The sequence below is a fragment of the Micromonospora sp. URMC 105 genome (assembly GCF_051386295.1).
Classification (GTDB): domain Bacteria; phylum Actinomycetota; class Actinomycetes; order Mycobacteriales; family Micromonosporaceae; genus Micromonospora.
The window spans coordinates 1-14,951 of the sequence record NZ_JBPQTL010000019.1; the positions used below are offsets into that span (position 1 = coordinate 1).

15 protein-coding genes are annotated in these 14,951 nt (G+C 74.1%); 9 read left to right on the forward strand and 6 right to left on the reverse strand.

All coding sequences use genetic code 11. The features are described 5' to 3' along the window. Positions 1-112: 112 nt before the first annotated feature. Positions 113-577 (forward strand): PPOX class F420-dependent oxidoreductase, encoded by a 465-nt coding sequence (locus ACSNN7_RS09190; RefSeq protein ID WP_436680248.1) that lies wholly within the window; start codon positions 113-115, stop codon positions 575-577. A gap of 3 nt (positions 578-580) precedes the next feature. Here the strand turns inward: ACSNN7_RS09190 and ACSNN7_RS09195 are convergent, their stop codons facing one another. Both ACSNN7_RS09195 and ACSNN7_RS09200 read right to left on the reverse strand, forming a co-directional pair. Next, positions 581-1,222, reverse strand: coding sequence for an NAD(P)-dependent oxidoreductase (locus ACSNN7_RS09195; RefSeq protein ID WP_436680249.1), 642 nt, complete (start codon positions 1,220-1,222; stop codon positions 581-583). Positions 1,223-1,294: 72 nt separating this feature from the next. Continuing rightward, positions 1,295-2,527: a serine hydrolase domain-containing protein gene (locus ACSNN7_RS09200; RefSeq protein ID WP_436680250.1), complete on the reverse strand. Its 1,233-nt coding sequence runs from the start codon at positions 2,525-2,527 to the stop codon at positions 1,295-1,297. 75 nt (positions 2,528-2,602) lie between these two features. Here ACSNN7_RS09200 and ACSNN7_RS09205 point away from each other — a divergent pair, with 75 nt between their 5' ends. The 3 genes from ACSNN7_RS09205 (at position 2,603) to ACSNN7_RS09215 (ending at position 4,907) form a co-directional block, all read left to right on the forward strand. Further along, positions 2,603-3,196 carry a pentapeptide repeat-containing protein gene (locus tag ACSNN7_RS09205; protein WP_436680251.1) on the forward strand — a complete coding sequence of 198 codons (594 nt, stop codon included), beginning with the start codon at positions 2,603-2,605 and terminating at the stop codon, positions 3,194-3,196. Positions 3,197-3,557: 361 nt separating this feature from the next. Then, a complete protein-coding gene (locus tag ACSNN7_RS09210; protein WP_436680252.1) occupies positions 3,558-4,394 on the forward strand; it encodes a hypothetical protein in 837 nt (278 codons plus the stop codon). Positions 4,395-4,469: 75 nt separating this feature from the next. After that, positions 4,470-4,907 carry a nitroreductase family deazaflavin-dependent oxidoreductase gene (locus ACSNN7_RS09215; protein WP_436680253.1) on the forward strand — a complete coding sequence of 146 codons (438 nt, stop codon included), beginning with the start codon at positions 4,470-4,472 and terminating at the stop codon, positions 4,905-4,907. 95 nt (positions 4,908-5,002) lie between these two features. Here the strand turns inward: ACSNN7_RS09215 and dacB are convergent, their stop codons facing one another. Beyond that, positions 5,003-6,586, reverse strand: coding sequence for a D-alanyl-D-alanine carboxypeptidase/D-alanyl-D-alanine endopeptidase (gene dacB, locus ACSNN7_RS09220; RefSeq protein ID WP_436680254.1), 1,584 nt, complete (start codon positions 6,584-6,586; stop codon positions 5,003-5,005). Between the two features lie 328 nt (positions 6,587-6,914). Here dacB and ACSNN7_RS09225 point away from each other — a divergent pair, with 328 nt between their 5' ends. Then, complete coding sequence (locus ACSNN7_RS09225; protein ID WP_436680255.1) at positions 6,915-7,196, forward strand: adhesin; 282 nt, start codon at positions 6,915-6,917, stop codon at positions 7,194-7,196. A gap of 1 nt (position 7,197) precedes the next feature. Here ACSNN7_RS09225 and ACSNN7_RS09230 read toward each other — a convergent pair whose 3' ends face one another. After that, the gene (locus ACSNN7_RS09230) at positions 7,198-8,268 is read right to left on the reverse strand and encodes a beta family protein (RefSeq protein WP_436680256.1); all 1,071 of its coding nucleotides are present in this window, start codon (positions 8,266-8,268) and stop codon (positions 7,198-7,200) included. A gap of 186 nt (positions 8,269-8,454) precedes the next feature. Here ACSNN7_RS09230 and ACSNN7_RS09235 point away from each other — a divergent pair, with 186 nt between their 5' ends. From ACSNN7_RS09235 to ACSNN7_RS09245, 3 genes are all read left to right on the forward strand, one after another. Next, positions 8,455-9,030, forward strand: a complete 576-nt coding sequence (locus tag ACSNN7_RS09235; RefSeq protein ID WP_436680257.1) for an NADPH-dependent FMN reductase — start codon at positions 8,455-8,457, stop codon at positions 9,028-9,030. A gap of 299 nt (positions 9,031-9,329) precedes the next feature. Further along, positions 9,330-9,722 carry a cupin domain-containing protein gene (locus ACSNN7_RS09240; protein WP_436680258.1) on the forward strand — a complete coding sequence of 131 codons (393 nt, stop codon included), beginning with the start codon at positions 9,330-9,332 and terminating at the stop codon, positions 9,720-9,722. 76 nt (positions 9,723-9,798) lie between these two features. After that, positions 9,799-11,583, forward strand: a complete 1,785-nt coding sequence (locus ACSNN7_RS09245) for a glycoside hydrolase family 15 protein (RefSeq protein ID WP_436680259.1) — start codon at positions 9,799-9,801, stop codon at positions 11,581-11,583. 56 nt (positions 11,584-11,639) lie between these two features. On the opposite strand, the gene ACSNN7_RS09250 is transcribed toward ACSNN7_RS09245, so the two are convergent. Both ACSNN7_RS09250 and ACSNN7_RS09255 read right to left on the reverse strand, forming a co-directional pair. Further along, positions 11,640-12,833, reverse strand: a complete 1,194-nt coding sequence (locus tag ACSNN7_RS09250) for a threonine synthase (protein ID WP_436680260.1) — start codon at positions 12,831-12,833, stop codon at positions 11,640-11,642. Positions 12,834-12,847: 14 nt separating this feature from the next. Further along, the gene (locus ACSNN7_RS09255) at positions 12,848-13,894 is read right to left on the reverse strand and encodes a DNA polymerase ligase N-terminal domain-containing protein (RefSeq protein ID WP_436680261.1); all 1,047 of its coding nucleotides are present in this window, start codon (positions 13,892-13,894) and stop codon (positions 12,848-12,850) included. A gap of 86 nt (positions 13,895-13,980) precedes the next feature. On the opposite strand from ACSNN7_RS09255, the gene ACSNN7_RS09260 reads away from it, so the two are divergent. Continuing rightward, a complete protein-coding gene (locus tag ACSNN7_RS09260; protein WP_436680262.1) occupies positions 13,981-14,769 on the forward strand; it encodes an aldo/keto reductase in 789 nt (262 codons plus the stop codon). The last annotated feature ends 182 nt before the right edge of the window (positions 14,770-14,951 follow it).

The window sequence follows — 14,951 nt, forward strand, 5'->3', positions numbered from 1 at the left end:
CCCCCCCCCCCCGGCCCCGGGTCCCCGCCCAGGCCGCCCCCGGCCGGGTCCCCGGCCGGGCCCGCTGACCCGCCGCTGCGGGGCGTACCCGCGGGGCTGGTAGAACCGACGCATGGCACGGACCATCGCGAGCAACACCCGGGTCGACCGGGACGCCCTGATCGAGTTCATCCGCCCCCGGCACAAGGTCCTGCTGATGACCACCCGGTCCGACGGCCGGCCGCAGTCCTCCCCGGTCGCCTGCGGCGTCGACGCCGAGGGCCGGCTGGTGATCTCCACCTATCCCGAACGGGCGAAGGCGGCCAACATCCGCCGCGACCCCCGGGTCTCCGCCTGCGTGCTCTCCGACGACTGGGACGGCCCCTGGGTGCAGGTCGACGGCACCGCCGAGGTGCTCGACCTGCCGCAGGCCCTGGAGCCGCTGGTCGAGTACTTCCGCAGCATCTCCGGCGAGCACCCGGACTGGGACGAGTACCGGCAGGCGATGATCCGCCAGGGCAAGTCCCTGATCCGGGTCACCATCGACAGCTGGGGGCCGGTCGCCACCGGCGGCTTCCCGGCCCGGCTGGCGGACTGAGGCTCAGTACGCGGCGGTGAACCGCATGTTCTCGAAGCGCGGGTTCTCGATCTCGTCGACGATGGCGACCGCCAGGTCCTCGTAGGTCAGCACCGAGCGCCCGCCCTCGTCGACGACCGGGTGCTCGGTGCCGGTGCGGTAGCGGCCGGTCCGCTCGCCCGGGTGGAACTCCATCGGCGGCGGGGAGAGATAGGTCCAGGTCAGCCCGTCGGCCGAGGAGCGGTAAAGGGCGAGCGCGTCGGCCTGGCCCAGCGCCGAGTCCCGGTACTCGTCGGGGAAGTCCGGCTCGTCGAGGAACGGGGTGCCGTTCGGCGTCAGCAGGGTCGCCCCGCCCCCGACGTGGATGAGCCGCGGCGGGTTCGGCACCTCCCGCAGGACGGTGACCAGGTTCTGCGCCGCGTCCCGCCAGAGCGCCCGCTCCCCGCCGCCGATCGCCACCACGAAGACGTCGGCGTCGGGGGCCAGCTCCCGCACGCTCTGCGCCGAGGTGGCGTCCCCGACCACCACGTTCACCCCGGCCGGCAGCCAGGTGACCGACTCGGGCCGGCGGACCGCCGCCGTGACCCGGTGTCCCCGGTCGACCGCCTCCGCGACGATCCGCGAGCCCGCGGTGCCACCAGCCCCGTACACCACCAGGTTGCTCATGTCGGCAATCCGCTGCGCTCGCTCATGTCGTCCAGGCTATGGACCGGCCCGGCCGCCCGTCGGCGGAACGGCTCAGTCGACCAGGGCGGAGTAGACGAGCTGGCGCAGCTGGGAGCGGAGCGGGTAGGTGCTCGACGGCATCAACTGGGTGAACAGCAGCGCGGTGATCTCCTCCACCGGGTCGACCCAGAACGCCGTGCTGGCCAGGCCACCCCAGTAGTACTCGCCGACGCTGCTCGGCACCCGGGCCGGCACCGGGTCCTGGACCACGGCGAAGCCCAGGCCGAAGCCGATGCCGTCCAGCACCGTCTCGGCGAAGCCCTCCGGCTCGAACGACGCCAGGTCGCCGCCGCCGGGCAGGTGGTTGCGGGTCATGTAGCGCACCGTGCGGGGCGCGAGCAGGCGTACGCTGCCCAGCTCGCCGCCGCGCAGCAGCATCTGGGTGAACAGGTGGTAGTCGGCGGCCGTGGAGACCAGCCCGCCGCCGCCGGAGAGGCAGTCGGGGCGGTGCAGCGCGGCGGCCCCGAACCGGTCGGCGCGGATCGCCTGGCCGGTGCCCGGGTGCGGGGTGTAGAGGGCGGCGAGCCGCTTGGCGTCCGGCTCGTCGACCCACCAGCGGGTGTCGGTCATGCCCAGCGGGGTGAGGATCCGCTCGGCGAAGAACGCGTCCAGGCTCTGCCCGGAGACCACCTCCACCAGCCGGCCCAGCACGTCGGTGGAGACGCCGTAGTTCCAGCCGGTGCCGGGCTGGAACATCAGCGGCAGCCGGGCCATCCCGGCCGAGGCACCGGCCAGGTCCAGCCCGCGCGGCACGCCCAGGTCGTAGCCGGCGGCGCGGTAGAGGGCGTCGACCACCGAGGTCTGCGCGAAGCCGTACGTCAGGCCGGAGGTGTGGGTGAGCAGGTGCCAGACCCGGATCGGCTCGATGGCCGGCACCGTGTACGGCTTGAGCGCCGAACCCTTGTCGAAGACCCGGACGTCGGCGAACTCCGGCAGCCACCGGCTGATCGGGTCGTTCAGCTCGAAGTGGCCCTCCTCCCAGAGCATCATCGCCGCGACCGAGGTGATCGGCTTGGTCATCGAGTAGATGCGCCAGAGGGTGTCCCGCTCGACGGGAGTGCCGGCCTCGGTGTCCCGCAGGCCGTACGTCGAGGAGTGCGCGACCTCGCCGCGCCGGGTGACCACGATCTGCCAGCCGGCGAGCCGGCCGTCGTCGACGTACCGGCCGAAGTGGTCGTCGATGCGCGCCAGTCGCGCGGGGTCGAAGCCGATGAGGTCCGGGTCGGTGCTGCGTGCCACGCTCACGCCGCCGAACCTACTAGCCGGTACGCCGCCGGCGGAAGGCCGGCCGGTGTCGGTGCCGGCACATAGGGTGGTGCGATGCCCGAGCCGACCGAGGACGTCACGTTCCGCCACCAGGACTGGTACGCCGAGGAGCTGGCCGACCGGCACTTCGTCAACTGCGTCTTCCACGACGTCGACCTCACCGAGGCGGTCAGCCGGGGCGCCACCTTCACCGGGTGCATCTTCGGCAACGTGCGGTTCAACTCGTCCCGGCACGCCGACTCGGCCTTCACCCGCTGCGTGTTCCGGCGGTGCAACTTCTTCGAGGCGGAGTTCGCCGGCTGCAAGCTGGTGGGCAGCACCTTCGACCAGTGCGACCTGCGGCCGTTGCGGGTCGAGGGCGGCGACTGGTCGTTCGTCGCGCTGCCCGGGGCCGACCTGCGCGGGGTGAGCTTCACCGACGTACGGATGCGCGAGGCCGACCTGACCGGGGCCAACCTGACCGGGGCGACGGTGACCGGCGTCGACCTCTCCGGCGCGCAGCTGCACGCGGTCCGGCTCGGCCGGGCCGACCTGCGCGGCAGCGATCTGACCGCGTTGGACCCGACGGCGGTCGAGCGGGCCGGGGCGGTGATCGACCCGCAGCAGGCGATGGTGCTGGCCCGGACGCTCGGCTTCGAGCTGCGCTGACGGCGCCGGCTTCGCGATCGGCACACCATTCAGTACGGTCAGGTCGGCCGGTGGCGCGACCGTCGCGCGCGAAGCGCCGGTTCGCAACGGCGCCGGCCTGGTGGGTCCTCGGCACCGTGCGGCACGCCGGAGCGGGTCGGATCACTGGCAGGAATGTTTCCATTGCTACCACTTGGTAACGAACTGGAAACGCCCAGCGCTCCACATATGGCGCAAGAGGCCGTTCGGATGAAAACGTGAGGCGGCTCCACGTGGTGACCGCAACCGCCGCGTCGACGACCGTGAGGAGAGCGGAGAAGCGGTGACGGAAGACGAGCTGAGACGGACCGGCCCAGGCCCGAGCCGGAGCACGCCACGGCGGATGGCCCGGCACCGGCACCGTCGCCGCTGGACCGTCGAGGCGCTGACCGCCGCCGCCTGCCTCGCCGTGCTGGTGGCGTACCTCGGCGCCGAACCGGAGCCCGAGCCGCGCGACGGGGGCGTGGCGCTGCCCGGCGCGGCCTCCACCGCGGTCGGCCGCCCGTCCGGGCCGGTCGGCGGGCCCGGCCAGGTGGCCGAGGCGGGCGTCGCGTCGCCGGGGCTGCAGCCCCGGCAGCGGCCGCCCACACCCGCACCGTCGCCCTCGCTGACCCCGACGCCCGCGCCGCGGCCGGCGACGCCGCTGCTCACCGTCTCCCGGACCGACGTGCCGGCCATGGTGGACCTGACCCAGCTCGGCACCCGCGACTGGGTGCACTGGGGGCTGCGCGGCCCGGACTCCGTGGTCCGCAAGCGCGGCGGCTCCGGGGAGATCCGCGACGAGGGCGGGCCGGGCGCGCGGAGCAGCTACGACACCGACCCGGAACTGTTCGGCTGGCGTGACGGCGCCCCGGTGGGGGGCGAGGGCGGCACCTCCACCGGCATCCACACCTGCCACGTCGGCAACGGCTTCCGCCTCGCCGTGCTCGGCAGCGGCGAGCTGCGCACCGTGCACGTCTTCGCCGGGCTCTGGATGGCCCGCGGCCGGCTCGACGTGCGGCTCTCCAGCGGCGGCCCGACCAGCACGCTGCGCGTGGAGGACCCGCACACCAACCACAGCTCCCAGTTCGTCGTCCGGTTCCGGGTCGCCGCGGGGCAGAAGCTGCTGATCTCCTGGACCGCCGAGGAGACCTTCAACGGCTGCGGCAACGTCGCCCTCCGCGCGGTCGCCCTGCGCTGAGCCGGTTCACCGGCCGGGTGCGGCGCGCCGGAGTAGCGTGGGCGCGACGACGCGACGACGCGCGGGAGGCAGGCGATGGCGGCGAGCGAGCAGGTGCTGGACAGCCCCCAGGCGTGGGTGGCCGACCACATCCGACGGTACGTGGAGACCGGCGGAGAGCAGGGGCACGAGTGGCGGCCCGGCGTCTTCACCCTGCTGCTGACCACCCGGGGCCGGCGCAGCGGCAAGCTGCGCCGCACCGCCCTGATCTACGGCCGCGACGGCGACGACTACCTGGTGGTGGGTTCGCAGGGCGGCGCGCCGCAGCACCCGGCCTGGTACTTGAACCTGCTCGCCGACCCGGAGGCCGAGGTGCAGGTCGGCGCGGAGACGTTCGCGGTGCGGGCGCGGACCGCCGGGTCCGAGGAGAAGCCCCGGATGTGGCGGACGATGGTCGACATCTGGCCGGCGTACGAGGAGTACCAGACGAAGACCGACCGGGACATCCCGGTGGTGGTGCTGCAGCGGGTGTGACCCTGGCCCGCCAGGTGATCGGCGGGCCACGGCGACCGGCGCGGCACGGAGACGCCGGGGTGCGGGCCCGGCTCCGGCCGGGCCCGCACCCGCGCTCAGCAGACGATCGGCTTCACCCAGGAGCACTCCAGCCCCTCGGGGGCGCGGGGCGCGTCGGGCGCCACCGGCGGCGCCACCCGCGCGCTGGTCACGCTCTTCTCGGTGTACGACGCCAGCGCGATGGCGATCTGGTCCTCCAGCCCCTTCACCGACGAGGCCAGGTAGTTGTTGAGCACCACGGAGAACGCCAGCACCCGGCCGTCGGCGTCGGTGACGTAGCCGGAGAGGCCGGAGACCCCGGTCAGGCTGCCGGTCTTGGCGTGCACGTTGTTCGCCGCCGGCGTGTTGCGCATCCGGCTGCGCAGCGTCCCGCCGACGAGGCGATCGGCGTTGCCGGCGATCGGCAGGGCGGCGTACCAGTCGGCGAACCACGGCTCGGCGCGCACCCCGGCGAGCAGCGCGACGAACTCGGCGGGCGGGATGAGGTTGCGCCGGGACAGCCCCGAGCCGTCGCGCTGGCGCAGGGTGCCGGTGTCCATGCCGGCGTCGGCGACGTACTCGCTGATCGCGGTCAGCCCCGCCGACCAGGTGCCCGAGCCGGAGATGATCCGGCCGATTTCCTTGGTGAGCACCTCGGCGTGCCCGTTGTTGGAGAGCTTGAGGAACGGCACCATCAGCTCGGCCAGGGTCATCGAGTCGTGGCGGGCCACCGGTGCCGCGCCGTCCGGGGTGGCCCGGCCGAGCACGGTACGCCCGAGCACCCGCACGCCGTGCCGGCGCAGCGCGGTCCGGAAGACGTCGGCGGCGTACCCGGTGGGCTCCCAGACGGTCATCCAGTCGCTGGACGGATCGTCGCCGACCGCGATCTGGCCGGTGACCACCACGGTGTTGGTGCCGTGCTCCCGCTCGAAGGCGATCGTGGTCTCGCCCTCGGCGACCGTCTCGGCCCGGTTGTCGATGCGCACGTAGCCGTTGGGCGGCGTCATGGTGATCGCCGGCGGTGCGCCCGCGCTCGCGGCCGGGGCGGCGTGCACGATCACGTTGCCGGCGTCGTAGTCGGTGTCCGGGGCGACGGTCAGCGCCGAGACCTGCGCGGCGTAGTAGTACGACTCGTCGTCCCACGTCCAGTCCGGCCCGAGCCGGGTGCGGTCGTAGCGGGTGTCGTCGGCGACCAGGTTCCCGGTCACCACCCGTACGCCGCTCGCGGCCACCTCGGCGGCGAGCGCGTCGTAGTCGGCGGCCAGCATGGTCGGATCGCCCCCGCCGCGCAGGTAGAGGTCGCCGGAGACCAGACCGGCCCGGCGCTGCCCGGTGGTGCGTACGTCGGTGGTGAACCGGTGCCCCGGGCCGAGCAGTTCCAGCGCCGCGGCCGAGGTCAGCAGCTTGGTGTTGGAGGCGGGGATCAGCCGCCGGTCGCCGTTGCGGTCGTACAGGGACTGACCGGTGGCGGTGTCCACCACGACCACTCCGGCCTGCGCCCCGGTGAGCCGGGCGTCGGCGAGGATCGCGTCGATGGTGGCGTGCAGCCGGGTGGCCGCCGGGGTCGGCGACTCGGCGGTGGCGGGAAGGGCGCCGGCGGCGGCCACGGTGGCGGCGAGCGTCGCCAGCGCCGCGCTCCGGAAAAAGAGACGACGATGCATGCGTCGACGCTGTCATGGAGATTTCCGCCAGGCAAGACTCCGCGCCGAAGGTTTTCTCCGAACCCCCGCGCGACGCCTACGGCTGACCCGCCGTCCTCACCCCAGCCTAGCGACGACGACCGCGCTGAGAAGCGGAAACGCGCAACGCGCGGGGGCGCTCCCACAGAGGCTGGTCTATTTGACGGACGCCCGTCCAAGGGGCACGGTGGGGGTGAGGGGGCCGCGCGATGCGCCCCGATTCGCCGGGCGACGACCGATTCGCCATCAGGTGCGCGCTTCGCCGCTGTGTGCGAGGCCCCGCTGCCGAGAACCCATGAGGAGTTCCGACATGCTCAAGATGACCGACAACGCCGTGCTCGTGATCCGCGACCTCGCCGTCCAGCAGGACGTCGCCGAGGACGGCGGGCTGCGCATCGCCGCGGACACCAGCGCCGGCTCGCTCACCATCGAGCTGGTGCCGGAACCGGTGCAGGGCGACCAGGTGGTCGACAACCAGGGCGCCCGCATCTTCCTCGACGCGGACGCCGCCGAACTGCTCAACGACACCTCCGTCGACGCGGTCGTCGACGACGAGGGCGTCGTGCAGTTCGGCTTCACCGAGAAGGAGTGAGTCAGCCCGCCCGGCGCGTCTCGCCGCCCCGGTGCGGCCGGGTGGGACGCCCGCGTTCCGCCTCGCCGGGCCACGCGCCCGGGCGCTGATCCCGGACCGGCCGGGTGAGCGTGGCCAGCACGTGCGCCAGATGGTGCGACGTGCTCCACGCCGTCCAGTTCGTCGGCGAGCCCGCCCCGGCCACCCGCCGGGCGCGGCGCAGCAGCTCGTGGTCGCCCCAGGAGAAGCCGGCCCCGGCCGCCGGCCAGTGCGGTGCGGCCACCAGCGTGCGGCACAGGTCGGCGAAGCGCTCGTCGCCCCGGCCGCCCCGCCGCGACCAGCGGTAGACCCACCAGGCGCCGTCCGCCGTGTACCGCACGGTGGGGAAGCGGTCGCCCGGTCCGTCGCCGCCGGGCGACGCGGCGGCCACCCCGTAGTCGCCGTACCCGACGCCGAGTTCGGCGAGGCGCAGCCAGAGCAGCCAGTCCCAGCGGTCGAGGCGTACCGGCTCGTCGGGGGGGAGCCGGGACAGCGTCGGGGGCATCCCGCCGGCCGCCACGGTCACCGTGCGCCACGCGTGCCGGCGCGCCCAGTCCACCAGCCGCCGCACCCGCGGCTCGGCCACCCGCACCTCGGCCGGGCAGCAGACGTCCCCGGCGTCGATGAGCAGGTCGCACTGCTCCGGCACGAGTCGGCCGTACCGCCAGATCCGTTCCACCGCCGCGGTGGTCGCGTCCGGGCCGGCCCGGTCCTGGCCGGCGCGCAGCCGGACCACCGCCCGCCGGGCATTCGCCTGCGCCGCGACCCCGTGCGCCACCAGCCGCCGGTCGCTGTCGGCCAGCCCGATCACCGGCACCACCGGTACGTCCCAGCGGACCAGTTCGGTCTCCGGCACGTCGGGCAGGGCGGAGACGTCGACCGCCGGGACCAGCCCGGCCGGCAGCCGGCCGAGCAGCTCGAGCACGGTGACGTCGACTGTGGAGAGTTCGATGACCGGAGCGAGCAGTGGAGCCACCGCGCTGCCCAGATGGGTCAGCGCCTCCAGCTCGCCCCGCCGGCTGGCGAGGATGGGGCGGTAGACCGGTTCCGCCACCCGACCCCGGTGGGCGGGCACCATACTTCAATCTAGCCAGACATTCGTCGTCGTCACAGGGTTGAACGGCCGGTGGTGACCGGAATCCGTTGTGGGCCCGCCGATCGGCGGACCGGAAGTCAGGGGTGGGCCGCCGGAGCGGGCCGTGCTTGACTGACCGGTGCCGCCGACGTCGAGGAGCAGCCGATGGCGCAGGACGCCCGGATCCTGCTCGTCCCGGGGAGCACCCGGGCCGGGTCCACCAACACCGCCACCCTGCGCACCGCCGCCGCCCTGGCCGTGCCGGGGGTGGCCGCCACCCTGCACGACGCGCTGCGCGAGCTGCCCGCCTTCGATCCCGACCAGGTCGACGCGCCGCCCGCCCCGGTGCCGGCGCTGCGCGCCGCGCTGGCCGACGCCGACGCGGTGCTCTTCTGCACCCCCGAGTACGCCGGCACCCTGCCGGGCAGCTTCAAGAACCTGCTCGACTGGACGGTCGGCAACGGCGACCTGCACGGCAAACCGGTGGCCTGGGTGACCGTGGCCGCCCCGGGGCGCGGGAGCGGGGCGGAACAGACCCTGCGGATGGTGCTGGGCTACCTCGGCGCCGACATCGTCGAGCCGGCCTGCGTACGCCTGCCGGTGCCGCACGGCGGGGTCGGCGCGGACGGGTTGCCGGCCGACGCGGAGCTGCGCAGCGGCCTGGCCGACGTGCTGGGCCACCTCCGGGCGCACGTCGCTGCCGCCCGGAAGGTCCAGGACGACCTGCGGGTGGTCCGCTGAGGGCCGTATCCGCTGGTCAGCCGCATTCCAACCTCGCGGTCCTGGCCGGAACGGACCCGGACACGGGCGCACGGCGCCGCCCGACCTGTGGGTCGTCACGTCGCCGCGCTCCGGCCGTCTCCCACCACCGCAGCCATCCGGCGGTACGCCAGCGGGGACCTGGCTCGACCGCCGCGCGCCACGCGGCGGTCAGTGTGGTCGATGCCCGTTGTGCCGGGCGGCAAACCTCCGCGAGGTGGGGAATTCCACCATCTGCCAGTCCCGGCGTGACGGAGGCCCGGGCCGGGTATGAGCGCCACATGGAGCATTTCACGATCGCGACCGTCGCCCAGAAGAGCCCCGACTTCCGCCGGGTGCTCTGGACCGGCGCGAAGACCCAGCTTGTGATCATGACCATCCCGCCGGGCGGCGAGATCGGTGAGGAGGTCCACGACGGGATCGACCAGATCCTGACCTTCGTCAGCGGCACCGGCGAGGCCCGGGTGGCGGGGGAGACCAGGGAGGTCGTCCAGGGCGACCTGGTGGTCGTGCCGGCCGGCACCAAGCACAACTTCGTCAACACCGGCCCGAACCCGCTGGTGCTCTACACCGTCTACGGCCCGCCGGAGCACGCCGACCAGGTGGTGCACCGGACCAAGGAGGAGGCCGACGCGGCGGAGGCGGCCGGCGAGGACGAGCCTCCGGCGTCCTGACCGCGCCCCCACCGGCACCCGGCCCGCCGGGCCCGCCGACCGGCCTGAACCTGGCCGGTGCGGGTACCCGGGCCGGGTGGACCAGCCGCCGATTTCCGACTACGGCTTCCTCTCCGACTGCCGCTCCGGCGCGCTGGTCGGTCGGGACGGCTCCGTCGACTGGTGGTGCCCGGACCGGTTCGACGCGCCGTCGGTCTTCGGCCGGCTGCTCGACCCCGAGGCCGGGTACTGGCGGCTGGCCCCGCTGGGGCCGTCCCGGGTGGAGCGGGCGTACCGGCCGGACACGCTCGTGCTGCGGACCGTGCACCACACGCCGGAGGGGAGCGTCGCGGTCACCGACGCGCTGGCGGCCGAGGTGGGCGCCCGCGGCCACGAGCTGGGCATGAACTCACCGGCCGTGCTGCTGCGGGTGGTCGAGGGGCTCAGCGGCCGGGTCCGGATGGTCCTGGACTTCGCGCCCCGGCCCGAGTACGGCCTGCTCACCCCGTACCTGCACGAGCGACCCGACGGCGGGGTGCTGGCCACCGCCGGCCCGGCCGCGCTGGTGCTGCGCGGCAGCGGGCCGCCCCTGCACGCCGGCCGGGACCGGGTCCGGCAGGAGTTCGAGGTCGCCGCCGGGCAGTGCGTCGGCTTCGACCTGGCGTACGCGCCGGTGCACGGCGACCCGCCGGCCCGGCTCGACCCGCTGACCACGCTCGCCGAGACGGTGCAGGCGTGGGAGGCGTACCGGGAGACCCACCACTACGACGGCCCGTACCCCGAGCAGGTGCGCCTCGGCGCGACCGTGCTCACCGGCCTGACGTACGCCCGCAGCGGGGCGGTGGCCGCCGCGCTGACCACCTCGCTGCCGGAGCGGTGCGGCGGCGACCGCAACTACGACTACCGCTACTCCTGGCTGCGCGACTTCGCCATGACCCTGCGCGCGTTGTGGGTGGCCGCCTGTCCGTCCGAGGCCAACCGGCTCTTCTCCTGGGCGGCGCGCTCGATCGGCCGGATCGGGGACCAGCCGGTGCCGGTGCTGTTCGGCCTGGCGGGGGAGCGGGACATCTCCGAGCACGAGCTGGCCCACCTGCGCGGCTACGCGGGCAGCCGCCCGGTGCGGGTCGGCAACGACGCCTGGCGGCAGCGGCAGCTGGACGTGCCCGGTGAGGTGATCACGGCCGTCTGGCGGCTGCACGAGTATCTCGGCGAGACCTTCGAGGAGGAGGTGCGGGAGATGGTCGTCGGGCTGGCCGATCAGGTCGTCGCGACCTGGCGGCTGCCGGACCGCGGCATGTGGGAGACCCGGGACGCCGACCGGCACTACCTCTCCTCCAAGGTGCTCTGCTGGGCGGCGCTGAACCGGGCGGTCCAGTTGGCGCCCCGACTCGGGGAGCGGGCCGACGTCCGGCGGTGGGCGGCGGCCCGCGACGAGATCCGCGACACCGTGCTGCGGGACGGCTGGAACGAGCGGGTCGGGGCGTACACCGGGGCCTTCGGATCACCGGAGCTGGACGCCTCGGTGCTGCTGCTGCCGATGGCGCAGTTCCTGCCCGCCACCGATCCCCGGATGCGCTCCACCATCGAGGTGGTCGCGCGGGAGCTGGGCAGCGACGAGGGCCTGGTGCGCCGCTGGAGCACCGATCCGGCCGGCTTCGTGCTCTGCTCGTTCTGGCTGGTGGAGTGCCTGACCATGGCGGGCGAGGAGGACCGGGCCCGGCGGCTGTTCACGCGGATGCTCGGGTACGCCAACGACCTCGGGCTCTTCAGCGAACAGCTCGACCTGGACACGCGCGCCCAGCTGGGCAACATGCCGCAGGCGCTGTCGCACATCGGGCTGATCAACGCGGCCTGGCGATTCCGCGATCCGGTCTCCGGCTGACGGCCGGTCCCGCAACACTCCGGCCCGCGCCCGGCGCCGCCGGCCGCGCCGTCCGATCAGGCGGCCACCAGGGGTACGCCGGAGACGTCCACCGTCTCCGGATACTTCAGCCCCGCCCCGGTGTTCAGCACCACCACCCGCTCGCCGGCCCGGATCCAGCCACCCGCGCGCAGGTGCCGGGCGGCGGAGAGGCAGGCCGCCCCCTCCGGGCAGAGCAGCAGCCCCTCCCGGGCGGCGAAGTCCCGCAGGTCGGCCAGGATCTCCGCGTCGTCGACGGCGAGTGCCGTACCGCTGCTCTCCCGCAGCGCGGTCAGCATCAGCTCGTCGCCCAGCGGGGCGGGGACGGTGATGCCGAAGGCGACGGTGCGCGCGTCCGCCCACGGCTCCGCGCGATCCTGGCCGGCGGCGAAGGCCCGGACCACCGGGGCGCAGCCGGTGGACTGCACCGCGACCAGGCGGGGCAGCTTCTCCTCCACCCAGCCCAGCTCGCGCAGCTCGTGCATCGCCTTGTGGATGCCGATCAACCCGACCCCGCCGCCGGTCGGATAGATGATCACGTCGGGCACCTGCCAGCCGAGCTGCTCGACGATCTCGTACCCCATGGTCTTCTTGCCCTCCAGACGGTACGGCTCGCGCAGGGTGCCCGCGTCGAAGACCGTGCCACCCGAGTCGGCGACCAGCTTCGCCACCCACCGGCCGGCGTCGCTGATCAGCCCGTCCACCAGGCGCAGGTCCGCGCCCGCGGCCAGGCACTCGCGCCGGCAGACGGTCGGCGCGTCCAACGGCATGGCGATGGTCGCGCCCAGGCCGGCCCGCGCCGCGTACGTCGCCCAGGCCGCCCCGGCGTTGCCGTTGGTCGGCATGGCGATCCGCTCGACGCCCAGCTCCCGGGCCCGGCTCACGCCGACCGCCGCGCCACGCGCCTTGAACGACCCGGTCGGGGTCAACCCCTCGTCCTTCACGAGCAGGTCCGGAATCCCGATCTCCGCGCCGTACGCCGGCGCGCGCAACAGCGGCGTCCAGCCCTCGCCCAACGTGGTCACGTGCCGCTCGTCGGCCACCGGCAGCACCTCGCGATAGCGCCACAGGTCAGCCGGGCGCAGGCCGAACCGCTCCGGGGTCACCGCCGCGGCCACCGCCGCCAGGTCGTAGCGCGCCAGCAGCGGCGAGCCGCACCCGCACAGGTTGGCCGGTCGGCCGGCATCGTGCTCCCGCCCGCAGCGCGGGCACTCCAGGTGAGTCAGGTACACGATGCTCCTCGCCGTCAGCTCGCCTCGATGCTCAGCCAGCGGCGGCTGCGCCGACCCGGCTCGTAGACCGAGTCCAGCCGCTTGGCCACCACCCCGGGCAGCCCCTGCCCGCGGGCCGTGTCCAGCGCCTCGGCGCCGGTGCCGGGGAACCACGGCGGAGTCTGCCAGTGCGGTCCGGTCAGCGCCAGACCGTCGAGCAGCTCCCGGCGCTGCGCGTACGGCACGTCCGTGCTGCTCACGCCCTCCAGCCAGAGCAGGTCGAAGAGAAGGAACTGCGCGTCGGCGGCGGCCCGCTTCGGCCGGGCCGGGCGGACCCGCCCGGCGGGGTCAATCCGGACCAGCACGCCGTCCAGCACGGCCTCCGTCGGGGCCAGCGCCTCGGCCATCTCCCGCAACCAGGGGTACGCCCCGGTGACGTCCTCATCGGTCTCCGACAGCAGCCGCAGGCGGCCGCCCGAGACGTAGGCCATCGCCCGTACCCCGTCCCAGCGCAGCTCGTACCCCCAGTTCCCGCCGTCGCCCGGCAACCGGCCGGACGGGGTGGGGTGCATCGGGCGCACCAGTTCCGGCATGCTCGTCCACCCGGGCGGGGGCGGGTCGGTACGGCGGACCATCCAGTCCCGGCCGTCGCGGCCACCCGTGGCGAACAGGACGTACCGGCCGCTGGTGCGGTCACCGTGCAGCACCACGATCACCTCGTCGTCGCGCCACTTCTCGCACTGGTAGGTGCCCCGGTCGTGCACGGTCATCGTCCCGCCGCCGTACTCGCCGGCCGGGATCTCGCCGTGGAAGTCGAGGTACTCCATCGGGTGGTCCTCGGTGTGCACGGCGAGGTGGTTGCGGCCGGTGTCCCGGGGCAGGCCGCGGGGGACCGCCCAGGAGGCGAGCACGCCGTCGCGCTCCAGCCGCAGGTCCCAGTGCAGCGCGCGGGCGTGGTGCTGCTGGATCACGAACCGCGCCTCGCCGGCCCGGCGGCGCCGGCGCGGCCGCTCCGGCGGCACCGGCTCCGGGGTGCGGGCCGCGTCCCGCTTGCGCCGATACTCCTCCAGACGGTCCGCCACACCGGCATTCTCCGGCAAACCGCCCTGCTCCGCCGGTTGCCCGGATCCGGGGCATGTCCCCGGCGATCAGGGGTAGAACCCTCGGCATGGACCAGCACCTCGACCAGCCCACCGCGCTGCTTCCTGGCGACGTACGGATGCCGATGCTCGGTTTCGGCACCTGGCAGGCCACCGGCCAGGCCGGCCACGACGCCGTGCTGGCCGCCCTCGACGCCGGCTACCGGCACATCGACACCGCCACCATGTACGGCAACGAGGAGGAGGTCGGCCGGGCGGTCAAGGAGAGCGGGCTGCGCCGCGAGGACATCTTCATCACCACCAAGCTGCCGCCGGACCGGATGGGGCGGGAGCGGGAGACCATCGAGGCGAGCCTGCGCGCGCTCGGCACCGACCACGTCGACCTCTGGCTGATCCACTGGCCGCCGGCCTCACCGGCCGACAGCATCCCGATGTGGCGGGAGCTGCTCGCGGCCCGGGACGAGAACCTGACCCGGGCGGTCGGGGTGAGCAACTACAGCACCGCGCAGATCGACGAGCTGATCCAGGCCACCGAGGAGAACCCGGCGGTCAACCAGATCCGCTGGAGCCCGTCGCTGTACGACCGGCAGCGCCACGTCGCGCACCGCGACCGGGGCGTCGTGCTGGAGGGCTACAGCCCCTTCAAGACCAGCGACCTCTCCGACCCGGTGCTGACCCGGATCGCCGCCGCGCACGACGTGTCGCCGGCGCAGGTGGTGCTGCGCTGGCACATCGACCACGAGATCGTGGTGATCCCGAAGTCGGTCACGCCGGAGCGGATCAGGGCCAACGCCGACATCTTCGATTTCTCGCTGACCGCGGAGGAGATGCGCGACATCGACGCGCTCGGCGCGTGAGCGACCAGGGCTTACCACCCCAGCGGTGGTTCCGCCAGGTGTCGAAGAGTGGAATGTCCGGCGGTCCGGCCGGACAGCGCCGAATCGTTCCGGCGAACCGGAAGAACATTCATTAGAACGTGCGTACGAATTCGGTGGTGAGGGCGGTCCACCAGCGCTCACCTGCGTCGATGGACTGCTCC